Here is a 22,495-nt window from a genome sequence, read left to right as displayed (position 1 = left end):
TGATATCGGCCACCCCACAGGAGATCCGCCATGAGCAGGACACCGGTTCTGGAGATGCGCAACATTGCTAAAGCGTTTGGCAAATTTTACGCGCTGAAAGGGGTCGATTTAACGGTCTGGCCGGGCGAGATTCATGCCCTGATGGGCGAGAACGGTGCGGGGAAAAGCACCCTGATGAAGATCCTCGCGGGCGCCTATACCGCCACCAGCGGTGAAATCCTGATTGACGGTCAGCCGTTTCACATTCGCGGTCCCAAAGATGCACTCAGCGCAGGCATCACGCTGATTTATCAGGAGATGCAGCTCGCGCCGAACCTGACGGTGGCAGAAAATATCTTTCTTGGCAGCGAGCTGTCGCGCGGCGGTCTGGTCCAGCGTAAAGAGATGGTCATGCAGTCACAGAAAGTCATCGATCGACTCGGCGCCCAGTTTAAGGCCAGCGACCGTGTGATGACGTTGACCATCGCCGAACAGCAGCAGGTTGAAATTGCCCGTGCCCTGCACCGTAACAGCCGCATTCTGGTGATGGATGAACCCACCGCCGCCCTCTCCTCACGTGAAACCCACCGCCTATTTGAACTGATCATGCGCCTACGCGATGAGGGGATGGCGATTATCTACATCAGCCACCGCATGGCGGAAGTGTACGAACTCTCCGATCGCGTCAGCGTCCTGCGCGACGGGCAATATGTTGGCAGCCTGACCCGCGACAAGCTCAACGCCTCGGAGCTAGTGCGCATGATGGTGGGCCGTCCGTTGAGCGACCTGTTCAACAAAGAGCGCGACATTCCCTTAGGTAAAGCACGCCTCAACGTCCATCACCTTACCGACGGCCATAAAGTCCAGCCGTGCAGCTTGCTGGTGCGTTCCGGGGAGATCGTCGGCCTGGCCGGGTTAGTTGGCGCCGGGCGTTCTGAACTGGCGCAGCTGATTTTTGGCGTGCGCAAAGCCATCGGCGGCATGATTGAAGTGGACGGTGAACCGGTGGTGATCCACTCCCCGCGCGAAGCAATTGACCACGGCATTGGCTTTCTGACGGAAAACCGCAAAGAGCAGGGATTATTTTTAGAGCTGGCAGCGGCAGAAAACATCACCATGGCAACGCTGGAACGTGACGCGAACTGGGGCATGCTCGATCGCAAAAAGGCGCAGGCGATTTCTGATGACGCCATCAAATTGCTCAATATTCGCGTCCCGCATGCCCAGGTCCGCGCAGGCGGCTTGTCCGGCGGCAACCAGCAAAAGCTGCTGATTTCGCGCTGGGTGGCGATCGGGCCACGCATTTTGATCCTCGATGAACCCACGCGCGGTGTGGACGTCGGCGCCAAAAGCGAGATCTACCGGATCATGAACGATATGGCGCGCAAAGGCGTGGCGATCCTAATGATCTCCAGCGAACTACCGGAAGTGGTCGGGATGAGCGACCGCGTGTACGTCATGCGCGAAGGCAGTATTGCCGGCGAGCTGAACGGACAAAGTATTACCCAGGAAAATATTATGACGCTGGCAACCGGCGTGAACGACTCCCATCATCAGGCGGTGCCCCATGAATAATCCAACCACTCCCCAGCAGGTGGCGAAATCCGCCTCCGCAAAAAAAATGCTGATGAGCGATCTGATGCAAACGGTCGGTATCTTACCGATTCTCATCCTGATAGTGGCGGTGTTTGGCTTTATCGCGCCTAACTTTTTTACCGAAAGCAACCTGCTGAATATTACCCGCCAGGCGTCGATCAACATCGTGCTGGCCGCTGGCATGACCTTCATTATTTTAACCGGCGGCATCGATCTTTCGGTTGGTTCGATTCTCGGCACCACCGCCGTCGCAGCCATGGTGGTTTCTCTCATTCCTGAGTTTGCCATGCTGTCAGTCCCTGCTGCACTGTTGCTCGGCATGGTGCTGGGGTTGTTTAACGGCGCGCTGGTCGCTTTTGCCGGCCTGCCGCCGTTTATCGTCACGCTTGGAACCTATACGGCGCTGCGCGGCGCGGCCTATCTGCTGGCGGATGGCACGACGGTGATTAACTCCAACATCAGCTTTGAGTGGATCGGCAACAACTATCTCGGTCCGGTTCCGTGGCTGGTGGTCATTGCGCTGGCGGTGGTGGTGGTGTGCTGGTTCATTCTTAGGCGCACAACGCTCGGCGTTCATATCTATGCGGTTGGCGGCAATATGCAGGCCGCGCGCTTAACCGGGATCAAAGTGTGGCTGGTACTGCTGTTCGTCTACGGCATGAGCGGTTTGCTCTCAGGTCTTGGCGGGGTGATGAGCGCCTCGCGGCTGTACAGCGCCAACGGCAACTTAGGCATGGGTTACGAGCTGGACGCCATCGCGGCGGTGATCCTCGGCGGCACCAGCTTTGTTGGCGGGATCGGCACCATCACCGGCACGCTGGTGGGGGCGTTGATCATTGCCACGCTCAATAACGGCATGACGCTGATGGGCGTCTCCTATTTCTGGCAATTGGTGATCAAAGGGGCGGTGATCATCATAGCGGTGCTGATCGACAAATACCGTACCCGACACCATCAAAGTGCATAGACAAGCTTACTGGCCTACTCATTCGTAGGCCTGATAAGCGCAGCGCCATCAGGCGTATAACAACAATACCCTACGTGAGGAAACGAGTATGCGTTTGAAGCCATTAGTGACCGCGCTCTGTGCTGGCGCCCTGCTTGCTGCAGCTCCATTTGTGCAGGCAAAAGAACTGAAATCCATCGGCGTTACGGTGGGCGATCTGGCCAACCCGTTCTTCGTGCAGATCACCAAAGGCGCGGAGCTGGAAGCACGCAAACTGGCAGGTGATAGCGTTAAAGTCACGCTGGTTTCCAGCGGCTACGATCTGGGGCAACAGGTGTCGCAAATCGACAACTTTATTGCCGCCAAAGTCGACATGATTATCCTTAACGCCGCCGACTCCAAAGGCATTGGCCCGGCGGTTAAACGCGCGAAAGACGCCGGGATCGTGGTGGTTGCCGTTGACGTAGCGGCGGAAGGCGCAGACGCGACCATTACTTCCGATAACACTCAGGCAGGTGAAATGGCCTGTAAATACATTACCGACCGTCTGAAAGGGAAAGGCAACGTCGTCATCATCAACGGGCCGCCGGTTTCCGCCGTCCAGAACCGTGTGGAAGGCTGCCAGACTGAGTTTAAACGCCACCCGGACATTAAGGTGCTGTCGCATAACCAAAACGCCAAAGGCAGTCGCGAAGGCGGGTTGGAGATCATGACCGCGTTGCTGGCGGCGAATCCGAAGATCGACGGCGTATTCGCCATTAACGATCCCACGGCGATCGGCGCCGATCTGGCGGCAAAACAGGCGCAGCGTAGCGAATTCTTTATTGTCGGCGTAGATGGATCCCCAGACGGTGAAGAAGCGCTGAAGCGCGAAAACTCACTATTTGTGGCGACTCCGGCACAAGATCCGCAGGTGATGGCTGCCAAAGCGGTTGAAATCGGCTATGACATATTGCAGGGGAAACCCGCCCCGAAAGAACCCGTGCTGATCCCAGTGACGATGATCGATAAAAACAACGTCGGCAGTTATAAGGGTTGGACGGTTAAATAGCCCGCCACAACAACGCCGGTTGGCGGCAAAGATGCCTTATCCGGTCTACAAGATCGCTATGAATTTGTAGGCCGGATAAGCGAGGCGCCATCCGGCATTATATTAAGGAGGATTCTGCCGATGAAACGCTCCGCAATAAACGAGATCCTTGGGCACACGCGCCAGTTTTTCTCTCAGCACGACGTGCATCTCCCCCCTTTTGCCAGCTTCCCCCCGACCCAATGGCGCAAGCTTGATGCCGCTGCCTGGAGCGAAGTGTTCGACCTTAAGCTCGGTTGGGATGTCACCGCGTTTGGCGGCAATAATTTCGCCGCGCAAGGATTAACGCTGTTCACCCTGCGTAATGGTTCGCCGAAAGGCATGCCTTACGAGAAATGCTACGCCGAGAAAATCATGCATGTTCGCGATGCACAGGTCACGCCGATGCATTTTCACTGGCGCAAACGCGAAGACATTATCAATCGCGGCGGCGGCAATCTCATTGTAGAACTGTGGAATGCAGGGATCCGCGAGCAAACGGAAGACAGCGACGTTAGCGTGGTAATTGACGGCTGTCGGCAAACCCATGCCGCAGGCAGTCAACTGCGCCTGACGCCGGGTGAAAGCATCTGCCTGCCGCCGGGCCTGTATCACAGCTTCTGGGCGGAAGAAGGTTTTGGCGACGTGCTGGTTGGCGAGGTCTCTTCTGTTAATGACGACGACCACGACAACCATTTTCTGCAACCGATTTCCCGCTACAACAACATTGAAGAAGACGAACCGGCGCTGCTGGTGCTGTGTAACGAATATCGCCTGTTCCGCTAACCAAGGAGCACATTATGCCGTTGATCTCACTCGCTGATGGCCTTGCCCATGCCCGCGAGCACCGCTATGCCTTAGGGGCGTTTAACGTTCTGGATTCACATTTCCTGCGCGCGTTGTTTGCCGCAGCAAAGCAAGAACGTTCGCCGTTTATTATCAACATTGCCGAGGTGCATTTTAAATATATCTCGCTGGATTCTCTGGTCGAAGCGGTCAAATTCGAAGCCGCGCGGCATGACATTCCCGTAGTGCTGAATCTTGACCACGGCCTGCACTTTGAGTCGGTGGTGCGAGCGTTACGCTTAGGTTTCAGCTCAGTGATGTTCGATGGCTCCACGCTGGAGTACGAAGAAAATATCCGTCAGACCCGCGAAGTGGTGAAGATGTGCCACGCCGTCGGCGTGTCGGTGGAAGCTGAGTTGGGCGCAGTCGGTGGCGATGAAGGCGGTGCGCTGTACGGTCATGCCGACGAATCACTGTTTACCGACCCAATGCTGGCGCGTGATTTCGTTGACAGAACCGGGATTGACGCGCTGGCGGTCGCCATTGGTAATGCCCACGGCAAATATAAAGGCGAACCGCTGCTCGACTTCCCGCGTCTGGACGCCATTCGCCAGCAGGCGGCAATCCCGCTGGTACTGCACGGTGGCTCCGGCATCAGCGACGACGATTTCAAGCGCGCAATTGAACTCGGCATTCACAAAATCAACTTCTATACCGGCATGTCGCAGGCGGCGCTGTCGGCAGTGGAGACGCGGATGGCGAATCGTCAGCCCTTATACGACGAATTCGCCGAACTGCTGCTCGGCATTGAGGAAGCCATTACCGATACCGTTTCAGAACAGATGCGCATTTTTGGCAGCGCGGGACGGGTCTGATGGAACGCAAAGGCGTTATCGCCGCAGGCAACATGCTGGTCGATCATGTGCATCAAATTGTGCAGTGGCCGGAACGCGGCTGGTTGGCGGAAATCACCCGTAGCGAACGCGCCACGGGCGGTGCGCCGCTTAATGTGCTGCTGACGCTGGCAAAAATGCACACTGGGCTGCCGTTGCAGGCGGTGGGGTTAATCGGTCAGGACAGCGATGGCGACTACATCATGGCGATGCTGGAGCAGTATCACGTTAATCGCCAACACGTGCAGCGCACGACATTCGCGCCCACGTCAATGTCGCAGGTGATGACCGATCCCAGCGGCCAGCGCACCTTTTTCCACTCGCCGGGCGCCAACAGACTGCTGGATTTGCCCGCTTTTGAGCAACTGGATACCTCGATGAAAATCTTCCATCTGGGATATCTGTTACTGCTCGACAGTCTGGACATGCCGGATAAGGAGTACGGGACGCGTAGCGCAAGGCTGCTGGCGCAAATGCGCGACAACGGCTTTGAAACATCGCTGGATCTGGTCTCACGCAAGGGCGACCCGCGCTACCAGCCACTGGTGATGCCAGCCTTGCGCCATCTCGACTATCTGGTAATTAACGAGCTGGAGGCCGGAGAATTTAGCGGGCTGGAGATCCGCCAGTCCAACGGCGAGCTACATATCCCGCATATCGCTACCGCCGCGCGCGAATTATTGGATGCAGGCGTACGCCAGCGGGTGGTTATTCACTGTCCGGAAGGTGCCTGGGGTGAAGCGCCGGATCTGCCGGGCGTCTGGATCCCGTCGCAGTACCTGGCGCAGGAGGAGATCGTTGGCAGCGTCGGGGCGGGTGATGCGTTTTGCGCCGGATTCTTGTATGGCTGTCATGAGCGCTGGTCGCTGACGGACAGCGTCAGGTTGGCACACGCCTGTGCGCGGGCAAGCTTGCTGTGCGCCAATGCGATAGACGGCGCGAAGACGCTGGCAGAGTTAAAAGCAGAAATGGTTGACGCCTGATGCGCTGCGCTTATCAGGCCTACGACCGCATCCGGCAACTGCACACGATTACGCCGCCTTATCGTGATGCTGCACGTCGGCGGCAAACACATAACCCAACCCGCGCAGGGTTTTGATCAACATCGGTTGATGCGGGTTAATCTCTATTTTTCGCCGCAAGCGCATGATTAACACGTCAATAGTGCGGTCAAACACCTCAACACTGTCGCTACGCGTCAGCTCCAGCAGTTGTTCCCGGCTCAGCACCCGGCGGGCATTTTGAGCCAGCGCCAACAGCAGGCTGTATTCCCCCTGCGTCAACTCCACCTTCAACTGCTGGGGATTACGAAGCTGGCAACCGGCGGTATCGAGATGCCAGCCATTGAAAGAAAGCCCCGTGGTCTGTGGGCCGCCGTTTTCTGCCGTTAACACGCCAACGCGTCTGAGCACCGCCTTTACCCGAGCCACCAGCACCCGCGCATTGAACGGTTTACCGATATAGTCGTCAGCGCCCATTTCCAGCCCGACCACCACATCCGACTCGCTGCCAAGCCCGGTCAGCATCACCACCGGTAATCCGGGCCTCATCTTTTGCACCTGCTGCAGCACCATCAGACCGTTGATGTCGGGCAACATCATATCCAGCAATACCAGCGCGATCTCCGGCTGAGTCTCAATGCAGCGCAACGCCTCCTGCCCGGTGTGACAAGCGGTCACCGCAAAGACGTGTTCGTTCAGCACATCCTGTAAAAGCGAGCAGACTGCCACGTCATCATCCACAACCAGAACAACGGGTTTCATCATTCGACTCCGTCCACTTCGTTATCATCTTATTGTGAGTAATATCAGGCGAAGTGAAAGAGCACACATGATCTATCTGATAAAAATATAATCCTTGTCACACTATTCAGTAAACATAATAGGTTTTCCTCTGCTCAGCACTTTGGGCACAAATACCTAATAAGAATAACTACGCAGATCACACTTCCTTTCTTTAAAATAAAACATTCGAACTTATGATAATGACAAAATTAAAGCAGCGATTATTACTATTTTAATAAATTCACAGTACATATGATAAATGGAGATTCATATGAATAAATCTCAGCCGTTCCGCCTGAGCAGGATTTTTATTGCATTGGTCGCGACTACCGGAATATTAGTTAATCCTGTATTTGCCAGTGAATCATCCCAACCAGCGTCACAATATACAAAGCAACAGAATCAGCGTTATTTAACATCATTACCTTTTGCCGATCGCCAGGATTTTGACGATGCGCAGCGTGGTTTTATCGCACCACTGCCTAACCAAGGTATTCTTAAAAATGCCGACGGAAAACCCTTTTATCGCGCAGAAGATTATAAGTTTGATATCAATGCCCCTGCACCAGAAACAGTAAACCCCAGCTTATGGCGACAGTCGCAGATCAACGGTATTTCGGGCTTGTTTAAAGTCACTGAACGGATGTATCAGGTACGCGGCCAGGATATTTCCAATATCACTTTTATCGAAGGTGATACAGGTATTATCGTTATCGACCCATTAGTTACCGCTGGGGCAGCAAAAGCCAGCCTAGACCTCTACTATCAACATCGTCCGCAAAAACCGATTGTTGCCGTTATTTATACCCATAGCCATACCGATCACTATGGCGGTGTGAAAGGCATTGTCTCTGAAAATGACGTGATATCTGGCAAAGTGCAGATTCTCGCCCCGGCAGGCTTTATGGAAGAAGCCATCAGCGAAAACGTATTGCTGGGCAATATTATGAGTCGCCGTGCTCTGTTCTCCTACGGCCTGCTTCTGCCTCGTAACCCACAAGGAAATATCGGCAACGGTCTGGGCGTCACGCTGACAACAGGTCTACCGACCATCATTGCCCCAACCCAATCAATCATCAAAACCGGTGAGAAAAAAGTCATCGACGGCCTGGAGTTCGATTTCCTGATGGCGCCAGGCAGCGAGGCGCCTTCCGAAATGCACTTATATATTCCGGCGCTCAAAGCGCTCTGTACGGCAGAAAATACGACGCACACGCTGCATAACTTCTATACGCTACGCGGTGCAAAAACACGCGATACCAGCAAATGGACCGAGTATCTGAACGAAACACTTGATATGTGGGGCAGCCAGGCAGAAGTGTTGTTTATGCCGCATACCTGGCCCGTCTGGGGTAATCAGCATATTAACGACTATATCGGTAAATATCGCGACACCATCAAGTATATCCACGATCAAACTCTGAATATGGCTAACCAGGGCTATACGATGAATGAGATTGGCAACATGATTCAACTACCACCAACGCTCGCCAATAACTGGGCCAGTCGTGGCTACTACGGTTCGGTCAGCCATGACGCGCGTGCGGTCTACAACTTCTACCTCGGCTACTTCGACGGCAACCCGGCAAATCTGGATCCTTACGGACAGACAGATATGGGTAAACGCTACGTCAAAGCGTTGGGTGGTGCAAAACAGACCATTGAGCTGGCTCAGGAAGCCTATGACAAGGGTGATTATCGCTGGACGTCAGAACTGCTCAAGCACGTGATTTCCGCTGAACCAGACAACCAGGCGGCTAAGAATCTGCAAGCGAATGCGTTTGAACAGCTGGGCTATCAGGCCGAGTCCGCCACCTGGCGCGGTTTCTACCTCACCGGCGCGAAAGAACTGCGTGAAGGCGTGCGTAAATTTACACACGGCACCACCAATTCCCCGGACACCATCAACGGCATGAGCGTAGAAATGCTGCTCGATTACATGGCCGTTCGTCTGGACAGTGAGAAAGCATCAGGTAAACACATCAGCCTGAACTTCAACCTGGACAAAGGCGAGAACCTGAATCTGACGCTCAACAACAGCGTGCTCAATCATCGTCAGACCCTGCAACCAGATGCCGACACCTCATTCTATATCAGCCGTACAGATCTGCACGACGTGCTGACAGGCCAGGTGAAAATGAGCGATCTGGTACACGCGAAGAAAGTCAAAGTGATTGGCAAAGCCGCGAAGTTGGATGAAGTGATAGCGATGCTGGATCAATTTGATTTGTGGGTTAATGTCGTTACACCCAATTAATAACAAGCCGCTTCCAGAGATATTTTCAATCTCTGGAAGCATATTTATTCACACAACAATGTGCAATCGCAAAAACAATAGAATAAATAAATGAATTATGAACTCGGTGGGCATGCAAAGATATTTTATCTCGTTAAAAAATTGCCATACTGCTGACGCTTTATATTTTTATATTCACTCATGATATTGTTCGCGATAAACAGGATGTATTTTGTTATGCAAACGGTTAACTCCAGCATTGTGATACCGCTGAGAATAATAGGCTGGTTTCTCTCGCTGCCATTATTAACAGGATGCAACTTCTCTCCCGCCATTCCGGTCATCGGTGCTTACTATCCCGACTGGCTGTTCTGCCTTATTGGCGGTGTCATCCTGACACTCATAACCCGAAAATTCATTCTGCATAAATATAGCGGATTGGCCTTTATCGGGATTATTTATACCGCCCTTTTTGCCCTCTACTCCATGCTGTTCTGGCTGGTATTTTTCTAACTTATTTTGAGACGCCCCTATGGAAAGCTCGTCGAAAAAAGCTCCGCGTAACAAACTTCCCGCGCTGATGCTGTTGGTACTTGCGCTGGTTATTTTGGTCTTCGTCATCTGGAAACTGGATAGCTCACCCGCGACCAATGACGCCTACGCCTCAGCCGACACCATCGATGTCGTGCCAGAAGTCAGTGGTCGCATTGTCGAACTGGCTGTTTCCGATAACCAGCAGGTCAGGCAAGGTGATGTGCTGTTTCGTATCGATCCCCGTATCTATGAAGCGAATCTGGCAAAAGCACAAGCGTCGCTCGCCGCTCTGGATAAACAGATCATGCTGACCCAGCGCAGCGTAGATGCACAACAATATGGTGCTGACTCCGTACGGGCTACGGTAGAAAAAGCGCGAGCAGCCGCTAAGCAAGCCAGCGATACTCTGCGCCGTACCGAACCACTACTGACGGAAGGTTTTGTCTCCGCGGAAGATGTTGATCGCGCCAGAACGGCACAACGCGCCTCAGCGGCAGATCTTAATGCGGTGTTATTACAGGCGCAGCAGGCTGCCAGCGCGGTGAGTGGCGTTGATGCCCTGGTAGCTCAGCGCATCGCCGTAGAAGCCGATATCGCCCTGACCAAACTGCATCTTGAAATGGCAACAGTACGCGCACCCTTCGATGGCCGCGTGGTGGCATTAAAAACCTCCGTCGGGCAGTTTGCTTCCGCCATGCGACCCATTTTTACCCTGATTGACACCCGTCACTGGTACGTAATCGCCAATTTTCGCGAAACAGAGCTGAAAAATATCCATGCAGGCACACCAGCCAATGTTCGCCTGATGAGCGACAGCGGCAAAGTGTTTGTCGGTAAAGTGGATTCAATCGGCTACGGTGTATTACCTGATGATGGCGGTATGGTGCTGGGCGGTTTGCCGCGTGTTTCCCGCTCTATCAACTGGGTTCGCGTTGCCCAACGCTTCCCGGTAAAAATCGTGGTAGATAAACCGGATGAAGAGATGTTTCGCATCGGCGCATCGGCGGTTGCTACCCTTGAGCCACAGAAATGAAAGCACTTAACTGTTTGCCTCTGCCACTGGTCAGGCTATTGGCGTTTTTTCACGAAGAATTAAGCGAACAACGTCCCGGAAGACTCCCACAAATCATGCAGCTCTGGGCGGGTTGCCTGCTGGTGGTACTGATCTCGATGACCTATGAGATCCCCTTCCTGGCGCTTTCGCTTGCCGTACTCTTTTATGGTATCCAGTCCAATGCTTTCTATACCAAATTCGTGGCGATTCTCTTCGTCGTCGCCACAGCATTAGAGATAGGTAGTTTATTTCTGATCTACAAATGGTCTTATAGCTACCCTCTGGTCCGTCTGATCATTGCCAGCCTGATCGTTCTGGCCTGCATGTTCCTGATGCGAACCCATCGTCTGGGGCTGGTTTTCTTTGCCGTGTCGATTGTTGCAATATACGGGCAATCTTTCCCCGGCATGCTCGACTACCCCGAGGTCGTCGTTCGCCTGACGTTATGGTGCATCGTCGTTGGTCTGTACCCCACGCTACTGATGACGCTGATCGCCGTTTTGTGGTTTCCCAGCCGCGCTGTCAACCAAATGCGCGAAGCCCTGCGTGCCAGGCTGGGTGATGCCCTCAATTACCTGACGGCACCGATAACACCGCTTGCGGAAAAATACATCGAACGAGAAGTGCTGGCGCTGCAAAAGCTGAACATCTTTTGTCTGGCAGATGACGCAGACTGGCGAGAAAAAAGTGCCTGGTGGCAGGCTTGCGTTGCCACAACCACCTATCTGTACACTACTCTCAATCGCTACGATTTCACGGCACATAACCCGGCAACCCGCGATCTCCAGCAGAAACTGTGCCGTGAAATAACCGCACTGCAAGATGCGGTTGCTCGAGGTATGCCCTGGCAAAGTGAATGGGAACTCAGTCAGGCAGAAGCCGCAACGGCCCGCGAATGCGGCCTGGAGCCCCTGTGCCAAACCCTGCTACAGCTTGGTCACATGGACCCTAATACGCCGCCAGCTCCTGTCGCTAAACCGCCCTCAATGGTATCTGACGCGTTCACCAACCCAGGCTATATTCGCTACGCATTAAAAACACTGCTGGCATGTCTGATTTGCTATGTCTTTTATTCCGGTACCGACTGGGAAGGCATCCACACCTGCATGCTGACCTGCATTATTGTCGCGAACCCCAGTATCGGCTCGTCATACCAGAAGATGGCACTGCGCTTCGGCGGCGCATTTTTCGGCGCAATTCTGGCCCTGCTGATGACGATTTTTGTCATGCCCTGGCTGGACAATATCGTCGAACTTCTCCTGGTGCTGGCGCCACTTTTCCTGATGGGTGCCTGGATTGCCACCGGCTCAGAACGTTCCTCTTATATCGGAACCCAAATGGTCGTCACCTTCGCGCTGGCAACGCTTGAAAACGTCTTTGGCCCAACCTACGACCTGGTGGAAATCCGCGATCGCGCCTTCGGCATTTTGATCGGCACTCTTGTTTCTGCGGTGATCTACACCTTTGTCTGGCCGGAAAGCGAAGCCAAAGCGCTGCCACAAAAACTGGCAAGCTCGCTGGGACTGCTCAGCAAATTACTGCGGATCCCACGTCAGCAGGATGCTGTTCTCATGCGCACTTATCTTCAGATGCGTATTGGTCTCCATGCGACGTTTAACGCCTGTGATGAAATGTGCGAGAGGGTCGCGCTGGAACGCCAACTCCCCGGCGATGAACGCATGGCGCTTATTCAACGTAGTCAGCGCGTTATTCACCTGGGCCGTGACATTCTCTATGCCTGGGATACCACCCGAAATGACGCCCCGACGCTGGATAACGCGGTATTGCTGGAGAGCGCAACACACCTGGCCGATGCGCTGGAAAAATACGCAGCCGACCTGGCGACAGCATCCAGCCTTCCGCCGTCGATTGAAAACCTGTCCCCATCTCAAGACATTTTACCAACGTTACCCAAACAGGAGCGCTGCATCATACAGCAGATAACCTGTTTACCCGACTGGACTCACCCGACGCTAATACCAGCAAGCGAGCAGGAGCAAGGAACCTCCCAATAATGAACCGATATCTCCCTCGATTACTCCTCTGCGGCATACTCAGCGGCGCAACGGTCCTTTCCGGCTGTGCACTGATCCGCAAAGATTCTGCACCACATCCGCAATTACAGCCTGAGCAGATCTCACTGGCTAAAGACATTCATCTGGCAAGCTCAGGATGGCCACAGGCACAGTGGTGGCGGCAGTTTAACGACCCACAGCTAAACTCGCTTATTGAAGCAACGCTGTCTGGCTCCCATAACCTCGCCGAAGTGAAGCTGCGTGAAGAGAAAGCGCAGTCGCAGACTGAACTGCTGGAAGGGCGTTCTCAGCTCCAGATGGCAGCGCTGGGCATGATTAACCGCCAGCGAGCGTCTGCCAACGGCTTCCTCGGCCCCTACGCGCTGGATGCGCCACGATTAGGGATGGACGGCCCCTACTACACTGAAGCGACGATTGGTCTGGTCGCCGGACTGGATCTCGACCTGTGGGGCGAGCATCGTTCCGCTGTCGCGGCAGCTATTGGCGCACAAAATGCCGTGATTGCCGAAACCGCAGCAGTGGAACTCTCCCTGACGACCGGCGTCGCGCAGCTGTATTACAGTATGCAAGCCAGCTACCAGATGCTTGATTTGTTGCAGCAGACCCACGATGTTATTGATTATGCCGTGAAGGCCCACCAGAGTAAGGTCGCTCACGGGCTGGAAGCAAAAGTACCGTACCATGGCGCACGTGCGCAATTGCTGGCAGTGGACAAGCAAATCGTCGCGGTTGAAGGACAAATCAAAGAAACTCGGGAATCACTCCGGGCGCTGATCGGTGCCGGCGCAAAAGATCTGCCTGAAATCAAACCGGTCGCACTGCCAACTGTCGATACAGGAATACCCGCAACGCTCTCCTACGACCTGCTTGCCAGGCGTCCGGACTTGCAGGCTATGCGCTGGTATGTGCAGGCTTCGCTGAACCAGGTCGAGGCCGCTCGTGCCCTGTTTTATCCGAGCTTTGATATCAAAGTCTTCTTCGGTTTAGACGCTATCCATATCGATCAACTGTTCAAAAGCACCAGCAGGCAGATCAACTTCATCCCCGGCCTGCGTTTACCGCTGTTTGACGGAGGTCGTCTGAATGCCAATCTGGAAGGCGCCCGCGCAACCAGCAATATGATGATAGAGCGCTACAACCAGTCGGTGCTCAATGCAGTGCGCGATGTCGCGATTAACGGAACACGTCTGCAAACGCTCAATGAACAACGGGTAATGCAGATGGAACGCGTAGATGCCACGCATTACACGCAAGCAGCAGCAGACGCGGCTTACCAGCGAGGCCTGAGCAGTCGCCTGCTGGCAACAGAGGCCAAATTACCCGTGATCGCAGAAGATATGTCGCTCCTGGTCATAGATACCCAACGACTCATGCAGAATATTCAACTCATCAAAGCGCTTGGCGGAGGTTATCAAGCCCCTGCTAACAAGAAGTAGCGTTCTCCGGCTCGCCGCGTGATATCCGTCACGCGGCATTTTCTTTTGTCACGTCAAATATGACGACAGCCTGTTTTTCGTCAGGGTTTTGCGCAAAATTCGCCCGTAATATCGATGAATGCCCCTGATAAAAACATGGCATAAAAGATGCATAACTAAAGCGACAGCGCGTATGCGCGATTTGATTAACTGGAGCGAGACCGATGAAAAAAGTCGTCACGGTTTGCCCATATTGCGCATCAGGTTGCAAAATCAACCTGGTGGTCGATAACGGCAAAATCGTCCGGGCTGAAGCGGCGCAGGGGAAAACCAACCAGGGTACTCTGTGTCTGAAGGGCTACTATGGCTGGGATTTTATCAACGATACCCAGATCCTGACCCCTCGTCTGAAAACCCCAATGATCCGTCGCCAGCGTGGCGGCAAACTGGAATCTGTTTCCTGGGATGAAGCGCTTGATTACGTCGCCACTCGTCTGAGCGCCATCAAAGCGAAGTATGGCCCGGACGCTATTCAGACGACCGGTTCATCTCGCGGTACGGGTAACGAAACCAACTATGTAATGCAAAAATTCGCGCGCGCCGTTATTGGTACCAATAACGTTGACTGCTGCGCTCGCGTCTGACACGGCCCATCGGTTGCAGGTCTGCACCAATCGGTCGGTAACGGCGCAATGAGTAATGCTATCAATGAAATTGATAACACAGATTTAGTGTTCATCTTCGGGTATAACCCGGCGGATTCCCACCCGATCGTGGCGAATCACGTGATTAACGCTAAACGTAACGGGGCGAAAATCATCGTATGCGATCCGCGCAAAATTGAAACCGCGCGTATTGCCGACATGCACATCGCGTTGAAAAACGGCTCGAACATCGCGCTGCTCAACGCCATGGGTCATGTCATCATCGAAGAAAAACTGTACGACCAGGCGTTCGTCGCCTCCCGTACGGAAGGATTCGAAGAGTACAGCAAGATTGTCGAAGGTTACACGCCGGAGTCCGTCGAAGATATCACTGGCGTTAGCGCGCAGGATATTCGTCAGGCTGCACGTATGTATGCCACGGCAAAAAGCGCGGCTATCCTGTGGGGTATGGGTGTTACCCAGTTCTATCAGGGCGTGGAAACCGTGCGTTCACTGACCAGCCTCGCAATGCTGACCGGCAACCTCGGTAAGCCAAGCGTGGGCGTTAACCCGGTTCGTGGTCAGAACAACGTTCAGGGTGCATGCGATATGGGCGCGCTGCCGGATACCTATCCGGGCTATCAGTACGTTAAGTTCCCGGAAAACCGCGAGAAATTCGCTAAAGCCTGGGGCGTGGAAAGTCTTCCTGCACATACCGGTTATCGCATCAGCGAACTGCCGCACCGTGCAGCGCATGGCGAAGTCCGCGCGGCGTACATCATGGGTGAAGATCCATTACAGACCGATGCTGAACTCTCCGCAGTGCGCAAAGGCTTTGAGGATCTGGAACTGGTCATCGTGCAGGATATCTTCATGACCAAAACCGCCGCTGCCGCAGACGTTATTTTACCGTCTACGTCATGGGGTGAGCATGAAGGCGTATTCTCCGCGGCTGACCGTGGCTTCCAGCGCTTCTTTAAAGCCGTTGAGCCGAAGTGGGATCTGAAAACGGACTGGCAGATTATCAGTGAAATCGCCACCCGTATGGGCTATCCGATGCACTACAACAACACCCAGGAAATCTGGGACGAGTTGCGTCATCTGTGCCCGGATTTCTACGGTGCCACTTACGAGAAAATGGGCGAACTGGGTTATATCCAGTGGCCTTGCCGCGACACCTCAGAAGCCGATCAGGGGACGTCTTATCTCTTTAAAGAGAAGTTCGACACCCCGAACGGCCTGGCGCAGTTCTTCACCTGCGACTGGGTAGCGCCAATCGACAAACTCACCCCAGAGTACCCAATGGTACTGTCTACGGTGCGTGAAGTCGGCCACTACTCTTGCCGTTCGATGACCGGTAACTGTGCGGCGCTGGCCGCGCTGGCGGATGAACCGGGCTATGCCCAGATCAACACCGCCGACGCAGAACGCCTGGGCATCCAGGACGAAGAACTGGTGTGGGTTAACTCGCGTAAAGGTCGGGTCATTACCCGTGCGGCAGTCAGCGATCGTCCAAACAAAGGCGCGATTTACATGACCTACCAGTGGTGGATTGGCGCATGTAATGAGCTGGTAACCGAGAACTTAAGCCCGATTACCAAAACGCCAGAGTATAAGTACTGTGCCGTTAACGTTGAACGCATTGCCGATCAGCGCGCTGCCGAGCAGTATGTTATTGATGAGTACAACAAGCTGAAAGCCAGTCTGCGCGAAAGCGCGATGGGTTAGTCCGTTTACGTACCTGTTCTGCAACAGCCTCCGCCCGGAGGCTGTTTTTTTATCCATACGATCTCTTTATACTGTTCATTCCGTACCCTAAATAAAACTCAAAATGAAACAACTCATTGCATTGATGTTCTTTATGACATTCTTTGCCCATGCCAGTGATACTGAGCCAGGAAGCCAGTACTTACAGGCCGCTGAGGCAGGGGACCGTCGCGCACAGTACTTTCTTGCCGATACCTGGTTCAGTTCGGGCGATTTGAGCAAAGCCGAGTATTGGGCGCAAAAAGCCGCCGACAATGGCGATGCCGACGCCTGCGCGCTCCTGGCGCAAATCAAAATTACGAATCCGGTCAGTCTGGATTACCCCCAAGCCAAAACGCTGGCGGAAAAGGCAGCCAAAGCGGGCAGTAAAGCGGGAGAACTGACCCTGGCGCGGATTCTGGTCAACACCCAGGCAGGACACACAGATTACCCCAAAGCCATTACCTTGCTGCAAAACGCCTCTGAAGATCTGGAAAATGACTCCGCCGTCGACGCGCAAATGCTGCTCGGGCTGATTTACGCCAACGGCGTGGGGATCCCCGCAGACGATGAAAAAGCGACGTGGTATTTCAAACGCAGCTCCGCCATCTCCCGCACCGGTTATTCCGAGTACTGGGCCGGAATGATGTTCTTAAACGGCGAGCAGGGTTTTATCGTGAAGAATAAACAGAAGGCGCTGCACTGGCTGAATCTGAGCTGTATGGAAGGGTTCGATACCGGCTGTGAAGAGTTTGAAAAGTTAACAAACGGGTAATGGTTTGCATTGCCGGATGGCGGCATAAACGCCTTATCCGGCCTACAGTTCACCGTCTTCCGTAGGCCGGATAAGCGCAGCGCCATCCGGCAATCTTTCATTAATTAATGATTAGCGGTCTTATCAAATTTACCCAGCATCTCGCGCTCGTAAGCCAGCGCCTTCTTGCGGTCAAATTTGTGCTCCCACTTGGCGATAACCAGCACCGCCAGCGCATTCCCCACCACATTCAGCGCGGTACGCGCCATGTCGAGGATACGGTCAACACCGGCAATAAACGCCAGGCCTTCCAGCGGGATCCCCACGCTGCCAAGCGTAGCCAGCAGTACCACGAAGGAGACGCCCGGCACGCCCGCAATCCCTTTCGAGGTCACCATCAACGTCAACACCAGCACGATTTCCTGCCACAGCGACAGGTCGATACCATACAGCTGCGCAATAAAGATCGCGGCAATACTCTGGTACAGCGTTGAACCATCAAGGTTAAATGAGTAGCCGGTCGGCACCACAAAGCTGGTGATTGAAGCCGGTGCGCCATAGGCTTCCATCTTCTCGATAATACGCGGCAGTACGCTCTCGGAACTGGCGGTAGAGTAAGCCAGAATCAGCTCATCTTTCAAAATGCGGATCAGGATCCAGATGCTCAGACCGCAGATACGCGCCACAATCCCCAGCACCACCAGCGCGAAGAACAGGATGGCAAAATGTACCAACAGCACCAGTTTCGCCAGCGGCCACAGTGAGGCAAAACCGAAGTTCGCGACGGTCACAGCAATCAGCGCAAAAACACCGACTGGCGCATAACGCATCACCATGTGGGTCACTTTAAACATGGTTTCTGAAATCGAGCGGAACACAGTCACCAGCGGCTCGCGGTGGGTTGCTGGTAGTGAAGACAAGCCTAAACCAAACAGCACCGAGAAGAAGATAATCGGCAACATATCGCCTTTCGCCATCGACGCGACGATATTAGTCGGCACCAGCGACACAATCGTGCCCATCAGGCCATGCGCGTGGCTCTGCACTTCTGCGGTGGTATTTTGATATTTCGAAATATCCACGGTCGCCAGTTGCGACATATCAATCCCGGAACCCGGCTGGAACACATTCGCCAGCGTGATGCCAAGAATAATTGCTACGGTGGTGATCACTTCGAAATAGAGAATGGTTTTGGCGCCAATACGGCCCAGCTGTTTTGCATCACCCACCCCGGCAATACCAACCACCAGCGTGGAGATAACAATCGGCACGACGATCATTTTGATCAGATGGATAAAGATATCGCCCGCCGGAGACAGCAGGTTGACCACCAGCCATTCGCGGCTGTCGCTATGGTAATGCAGGTAACTCCCTAGCAGAATGCCCAGCACCATGGCGATTAGAATCTGCCATGCCAGGCTGACTTTCAAATTTTTCATAACAACGGACTTCCTCGATGGAGCGCTATTCCACATGCGGTGTGTGGGAATAGTACATACTGAAAGGGTATGAATTGTGTTGCGTTCGTTTATGGAGTTTTTTAACGCTTATTATCATTATCATCTGCATGGCATTCCGCGCAACCCTCTAAGAACAGGGCTTTTGGCTGAATTTATGCATAAAAATGCAATTTTATCGCGGTATTGATGAATAACTTTTTGTTATAAAAGAATTTTAATATGTTCAAAAATGAAGAAGTCATAGCGTGAGTTTTTTTCGCTCACCTGTTCGTTTGCCTGTTTTTTAAACAGGCAAAATGATACAAATCACAAATAAAACAAATTTATTTTTGCCGATTCTGCAACAACTTCGCCATATTAATAGAGTCAACGAGCTGTGCCCGGTTCACCCTCGGCGAGTTTAAATCCATAACTTTTTGCCAAACTGAAATAGCCTGGGCGTAGTCTGCCTGCATAAACGCATCTGAGGCTAACAACATCAGCGCGGTGACCTCTGCCGGGTCCAGCGCCAAGGCCTTATCAATCATCTCGCGAGTGGGCGGCGCCATATGTTGTCCGGCCTGGTAATACAATACCGTTGCCATCGCTGAATAGATCTCAGCATTTTCACCGCCGACACGCAGCGCCTGCTCGTAGGCCAGCAGCGCATTATGATACGCGTTTTGCCAAAGATAGTACTCCCCGAGTTGCGCCCATTTCACGCCGTCCCGTGGATTGGCTCGAATCTGCGATTGCAGAAAAAGCAACTGTTTTTCCTGAATATTTTCATCAGAGAAAGCATGTAAAGGGTCCGCCAGTCGCGTCTGCTCCTGACGAACCGCCTGCCATTTTGGCGTCAACAGGTAGCCTCCAATGCAGGCCACAACCATCAGTACCACCGCAGCGGTCAGCCGCTTCACGGGCATTGGGCGTAACAGCGGCTCGCACTGGCTCATTATTCACCTTCCTCCGTATGCTGACGTCTTCTCACTCGCCAGACCACTACACCTACCAGCAACAACAACAGGCACGGCAACGCCCACAGCAGCAGCGTTTGCTCATTCAGCGGCGGATTATAACGAACGAAGTCACCGTAACGCTCGGTCATCCAGGTGGTTATCTCAGCTTCACTTTTCCCTTCCGCCACCATGCTATAAACCTGATGGCGCATACTGACCGCTACCGGCGCATTGGATTCCAGCAAATTTTGGTTTTGGCACTGTGGACAACGCAGTTGGCTGGCAATAGACAGCGCTTGTTCCTGCTGCTGCGGGTTGGCAAACGTCCATGTGTCCACAACCTGGGCATGCGTAGCGAAAGTAATGAAAAACAGGACGAGCGTTAAGAGTAATAACTTTCTGCCGGATGGCGCTGCGCTTATCCGGCCTACGGTTTGCGCACCTTGTAGGCCGGATAAGGCGTTTACGCCGCCATCCGGCAACGCTGTGATTAATTTACGCATCGCGTTTCCTTCCTCGCCATCCGCTCAGCAGCGCGCCAAAGACCATTAATAGTCCCCCACCCCAAATCCAGCGCACGCCGGTCTGCACGTACAAGCGCATGGCATAACGGTCTGGTCCGGTTTTTTCACCCATTACCGCATACCAGTCATGCATCAGGTTCCAGCGGATCCCCGGCTCCATCATCTGTTGACGACGCGCGGCATAGAAGCGCCTTTCAGGTTGCAGGCTGCCAATGCGTTTCTCATTGTGCCACAGCGTGATCTGCGCTTTTTCACTGGTGTAGTTACCTTTGGCTTCCAGGTCGAGACGCTCAAAACGGAATCTATGGTCACTCCCGTTTTTGCAACACCGATTTTGACGACAAGTTGGCTTGCTTGAATCTATCCGGCGTCTGAATGGGATTTTATTCCCGCGCCTCGATGAGTTCCGCGCCTGATGAACCTCCAGAAAATATACGGCTTCAATGAGCCTTTCCGTTTTACAGGTTCCTCAACAGGCCGGTGGGCCGTTAGTATCATCAATATCAGTATTCGCAAAACCAGATGAATGATTGTTTAAACTGGTGTATTTCTGCCTTTATGCTTCGTAAGTTTGCTGTCGCGCCGTCAGTGCCCAGGCTATTCTGGCCAGCTTGTTTGCCAGAGCACAGGTGACGACAAAGTTGCTTTTCCGACACAACAACTCCCTGACCCAGTCGGCCAACTTGCCAGACTGGTGTTCCAGTTTTTGTATGAATACCCTGGCACACTGAACCAACAAAGTTCGGATCTTTTTGTTGCCCCGCTTGCTAATCCCTAACAATGTCGTCCGACCTCCCGTGCTGTACTGTCGGGGTACCAGCCCTGTTGCCGCCGCAAAGTCACGGCTGCTGGCGTACTGCTTCCCGTCGCCAATCTCAGTTGAAATAGTACTGGCAGTCAGCGTTCCAACGCAGGGAATACTCAGCAAGCGCTGTCCAACCTCATCTTCGTCCAACTTTCGTTTCAACTGAGATTCCAGATCTTTAATCTGCTCAACAAGATAGTGATAATGCTGTTGTAATTTCAGCAGTAACTGGCTGAGATAAAGAGGCAAACTACTGTCCTCAAGAAGGGTACTCAGTCGACTAATAACGGCAGCACCTCGCGGAACGCTGATACCAAATTCCAGCAGAAAAGCATGCATCTGATTAGTTGTTTTCACCTTATCCTGAACCAGGGATTCACGGACACGATGCAGAGCTCGCATTGCCTGCTGAGATTCGGTTCTGGGCTGCACGAAACGCATAGATGGACGTGATGCTGCTTCACAGATAGCTTCAGCATCAACGAAGTCATTTTTGTTGCTTTTAACGAATGGGCGGACAAATTGCGGTGATATCAGCTTTGGAAAATGCCCTAACTCTGCCAGCTTGCGTGCCATAAAGTGAGAACCGCCACAGGCTTCCATCGCGATGGTTGTTGCCGGGCATGTCGCCAGAAATTCGATTAGCTTTGGTCGGGTGAATTTTTTACGGTAAACGGCCTTCCCACGATGATCCTGACAATGAATATGGAAAGAGTTCTTACCCAGATCGATACCAATAAGCGCAATGTTTTCCATGATGGTTCTCCGAATGAAAGCCTGTCCTCAGCATAGTACTGGGAAGGAGGGAGTGACCATCTCATTAAATGTAACCCGCCAGTTCAACCTGCTGCCCAGGGCTCAGGTTCAGGCTTATCTCCTGACGACTCCCGCTGGAAAAGACGATCCCCGCCGCAAACACCAGCACTCCGGCATGCGCCAGCAGTGCCGGAAGTTGGATGCGGAAAGACACTTTGCGGCTTCTGACCATTGCCAGCACAATAACCAGCAGCATCAGTAGGCCAAAGGGCAGCGTAGCGCGGTTAAAGTACGGTGCACCCACGGAAAGCCGCCCCCAGCCGAACAGCCCGTAAATCATCGGGTAGAGCGTGCCAATCAGCACAATCAGCAGCACCGCACTAAAGAGCAGCAGCGCAACCAGAATCAGCATCTCGCGTGACCAACCGCCAAAACGAGCATTCTGCCGGACTTGCTGGCCCCGCCAGGCGTACAGCCCGAGCGACGCCAGACTCAACACGGTAAACTGTAATGGCTCAATAGTAATGTCCGCCTGTGGCT

17 protein-coding genes and 2 pseudogenes are annotated in these 22,495 nt (G+C 53.5%); 13 read left to right on the top strand and 6 right to left on the bottom strand.

The features are described 5' to 3' along the window. The first annotated feature begins 30 nt into the window (after positions 1 to 30). The 6 genes from C2U41_RS24615 to C2U41_RS24590 all read left to right on the top strand — a co-directional run bounded on the left by C2U41_RS24615 (position 31) and on the right by C2U41_RS24590 (position 6,252). On the top strand, positions 31 to 1,554 hold the full coding sequence (locus C2U41_RS24615) for a sugar ABC transporter ATP-binding protein (RefSeq protein ID WP_003844755.1): 1,524 nt from the start codon (positions 31 to 33) through the stop codon (positions 1,552 to 1,554). After that, a complete protein-coding gene (locus C2U41_RS24610; protein ID WP_003031803.1) occupies positions 1,547 to 2,542 on the top strand; it encodes an ABC transporter permease subunit in 996 nt (331 codons plus the stop codon). Before C2U41_RS24615 ends, C2U41_RS24610 begins: the two co-directional genes overlap by 8 nt. An 88-nt stretch (positions 2,543 to 2,630) precedes the next feature. Continuing rightward, on the top strand, positions 2,631 to 3,572 hold the full coding sequence (locus C2U41_RS24605; RefSeq protein ID WP_003826688.1) for an ABC transporter substrate-binding protein: 942 nt from the start codon (positions 2,631 to 2,633) through the stop codon (positions 3,570 to 3,572). A gap of 120 nt (positions 3,573 to 3,692) precedes the next feature. Then, positions 3,693 to 4,376, top strand: a complete 684-nt coding sequence (locus C2U41_RS24600; RefSeq protein WP_103849064.1) for a D-lyxose/D-mannose isomerase — start codon at positions 3,693 to 3,695, stop codon at positions 4,374 to 4,376. Between the two features lie 14 nt (positions 4,377 to 4,390). Further along, the gene (locus C2U41_RS24595; protein ID WP_003031787.1) at positions 4,391 to 5,251 is read left to right on the top strand and encodes a ketose 1,6-bisphosphate aldolase; all 861 of its coding nucleotides are present in this window, start codon (positions 4,391 to 4,393) and stop codon (positions 5,249 to 5,251) included. Continuing rightward, positions 5,248 to 6,252, top strand: coding sequence for a carbohydrate kinase family protein (locus C2U41_RS24590; RefSeq protein ID WP_103849065.1), 1,005 nt, complete (start codon positions 5,248 to 5,250; stop codon positions 6,250 to 6,252). Before C2U41_RS24595 ends, C2U41_RS24590 begins: the two co-directional genes overlap by 4 nt. Positions 6,253 to 6,300: 48 nt before the next feature. Here the strand turns inward: C2U41_RS24590 and C2U41_RS24585 are convergent, their stop codons facing one another. Then, positions 6,301 to 7,032, bottom strand: coding sequence for a response regulator transcription factor (locus tag C2U41_RS24585; RefSeq protein ID WP_044702176.1), 732 nt, complete (start codon positions 7,030 to 7,032; stop codon positions 6,301 to 6,303). Positions 7,033 to 7,324: 292 nt separating this feature from the next. On the opposite strand from C2U41_RS24585, the gene C2U41_RS24580 reads away from it, so the two are divergent. From C2U41_RS24580 to yjcO, 7 genes are all read left to right on the top strand, one after another. Then, on the top strand, positions 7,325 to 9,310 hold the full coding sequence (locus tag C2U41_RS24580) for an alkyl/aryl-sulfatase (RefSeq protein WP_044714894.1): 1,986 nt from the start codon (positions 7,325 to 7,327) through the stop codon (positions 9,308 to 9,310). Between the two features lie 216 nt (positions 9,311 to 9,526). Next, the gene (locus tag C2U41_RS24575) at positions 9,527 to 9,802 is read left to right on the top strand and encodes a YtcA family lipoprotein (protein ID WP_003844749.1); all 276 of its coding nucleotides are present in this window, start codon (positions 9,527 to 9,529) and stop codon (positions 9,800 to 9,802) included. A 19-nt stretch (positions 9,803 to 9,821) separates the two neighbouring features. Then, on the top strand, positions 9,822 to 10,856 hold the full coding sequence (mdtN, locus tag C2U41_RS24570) for a multidrug transporter subunit MdtN (RefSeq protein ID WP_103849066.1): 1,035 nt from the start codon (positions 9,822 to 9,824) through the stop codon (positions 10,854 to 10,856). After that, entirely contained in the window at positions 10,853 to 12,892 is a 2,040-nt protein-coding gene (gene mdtO, locus C2U41_RS24565; protein ID WP_048216944.1) for a multidrug efflux transporter permease subunit MdtO, read from the top strand. Before mdtN ends, mdtO begins: the two co-directional genes overlap by 4 nt. Then, positions 12,889 to 14,349 (top strand): MdtP family multidrug efflux transporter outer membrane subunit, encoded by a 1,461-nt coding sequence (locus C2U41_RS24560; protein ID WP_032939200.1) that lies wholly within the window; start codon positions 12,889 to 12,891, stop codon positions 14,347 to 14,349. The genes mdtO and C2U41_RS24560 overlap by 4 nt, the downstream gene beginning before the upstream one ends. A 203-nt stretch (positions 14,350 to 14,552) precedes the next feature. After that, the gene (gene fdhF, locus C2U41_RS24555) at positions 14,553 to 16,700 is read left to right on the top strand and encodes a formate dehydrogenase subunit alpha (RefSeq protein WP_080602221.1); all 2,148 of its coding nucleotides are present in this window, start codon (positions 14,553 to 14,555) and stop codon (positions 16,698 to 16,700) included. 103 nt (positions 16,701 to 16,803) lie between these two features. Further along, on the top strand, positions 16,804 to 17,493 hold the full coding sequence (yjcO, locus tag C2U41_RS24550; protein ID WP_003031775.1) for a Sel1 family TPR-like repeat protein YjcO: 690 nt from the start codon (positions 16,804 to 16,806) through the stop codon (positions 17,491 to 17,493). Positions 17,494 to 17,597: 104 nt separating this feature from the next. Here the strand turns inward: yjcO and gltP are convergent, their stop codons facing one another. From gltP to C2U41_RS24520, 5 genes and pseudogenes are all read right to left on the bottom strand, one after another. Continuing rightward, positions 17,598 to 18,911, bottom strand: a complete 1,314-nt coding sequence (gene gltP / locus C2U41_RS24545; RefSeq protein ID WP_003031773.1) for a glutamate/aspartate:proton symporter GltP — start codon at positions 18,909 to 18,911, stop codon at positions 17,598 to 17,600. A 344-nt stretch (positions 18,912 to 19,255) separates the two neighbouring features. Next, positions 19,256 to 19,867: a heme lyase NrfEFG subunit NrfG gene (nrfG, locus tag C2U41_RS24540; protein WP_016149410.1), complete on the bottom strand. Its 612-nt coding sequence runs from the start codon at positions 19,865 to 19,867 to the stop codon at positions 19,256 to 19,258. Continuing rightward, positions 19,867 to 20,701 (bottom strand): annotated as a pseudogene (gene nrfF, locus C2U41_RS29825) (heme lyase NrfEFG subunit NrfF); the annotation flags it as partial. The pseudogene nrfF and the gene nrfG, both read right to left, overlap by 1 nt. Before the next feature lie 249 nt (positions 20,702 to 20,950). After that, entirely contained in the window at positions 20,951 to 21,955 is a 1,005-nt protein-coding gene (locus tag C2U41_RS24525; RefSeq protein WP_000427614.1) for an IS110-like element IS5075 family transposase, read from the bottom strand. A gap of 70 nt (positions 21,956 to 22,025) precedes the next feature. Next, a pseudogene (locus C2U41_RS24520) lies at positions 22,026 to 22,460 on the bottom strand (cytochrome c-type biogenesis CcmF C-terminal domain-containing protein); the annotation flags it as partial. Positions 22,461 to 22,495 lie beyond the last annotated feature (35 nt).

Source organism: Citrobacter freundii complex sp. CFNIH4, from assembly GCF_002934505.1.
GTDB lineage: Bacteria > Pseudomonadota > Gammaproteobacteria > Enterobacterales > Enterobacteriaceae > Citrobacter > Citrobacter freundii.
The sequence above is the reverse complement of the archived record's forward strand: the minus strand, read 5'-3'. Positions and strand labels throughout refer to the sequence as shown.

What these genes read in the sequence shown, in the direction of transcription:
- C2U41_RS24615 (WP_003844755.1), top strand. Translation starts at nt 31, where the DNA reads ATGAGCAGGACACCGGTTCTGGAGATGCGCAACATTGCTAAAGCGTTT.
- C2U41_RS24610 (WP_003031803.1), top strand. Translation starts at nt 1,547, where the DNA reads ATGAATAATCCAACCACTCCCCAGCAGGTGGCGAAATCCGCCTCCGCA.
- C2U41_RS24605 (WP_003826688.1), top strand. Translation starts at nt 2,631, where the DNA reads ATGCGTTTGAAGCCATTAGTGACCGCGCTCTGTGCTGGCGCCCTGCTT.
- C2U41_RS24600 (WP_103849064.1), top strand. Translation starts at nt 3,693, where the DNA reads ATGAAACGCTCCGCAATAAACGAGATCCTTGGGCACACGCGCCAGTTT.
- C2U41_RS24595 (WP_003031787.1), top strand. Translation starts at nt 4,391, where the DNA reads ATGCCGTTGATCTCACTCGCTGATGGCCTTGCCCATGCCCGCGAGCAC.
- C2U41_RS24585 (WP_044702176.1), bottom strand. Translation starts at nt 7,032, where the DNA reads ATGAAACCCGTTGTTCTGGTTGTGGATGATGACGTGGCAGTCTGCTCG.
- C2U41_RS24580 (WP_044714894.1), top strand. Translation starts at nt 7,325, where the DNA reads ATGAATAAATCTCAGCCGTTCCGCCTGAGCAGGATTTTTATTGCATTG.
- C2U41_RS24575 (WP_003844749.1), top strand. Translation starts at nt 9,527, where the DNA reads ATGCAAACGGTTAACTCCAGCATTGTGATACCGCTGAGAATAATAGGC.
- mdtN (WP_103849066.1), top strand. Translation starts at nt 9,822, where the DNA reads ATGGAAAGCTCGTCGAAAAAAGCTCCGCGTAACAAACTTCCCGCGCTG.
- mdtO (WP_048216944.1), top strand. Translation starts at nt 10,853, where the DNA reads ATGAAAGCACTTAACTGTTTGCCTCTGCCACTGGTCAGGCTATTGGCG.
- yjcO (WP_003031775.1), top strand. Translation starts at nt 16,804, where the DNA reads ATGAAACAACTCATTGCATTGATGTTCTTTATGACATTCTTTGCCCAT.
- gltP (WP_003031773.1), bottom strand. Translation starts at nt 18,911, where the DNA reads ATGAAAAATTTGAAAGTCAGCCTGGCATGGCAGATTCTAATCGCCATG.
- nrfG (WP_016149410.1), bottom strand. Translation starts at nt 19,867, where the DNA reads ATGAGCCAGTGCGAGCCGCTGTTACGCCCAATGCCCGTGAAGCGGCTG.
- C2U41_RS24525 (WP_000427614.1), bottom strand. Translation starts at nt 21,955, where the DNA reads ATGGAAAACATTGCGCTTATTGGTATCGATCTGGGTAAGAACTCTTTC.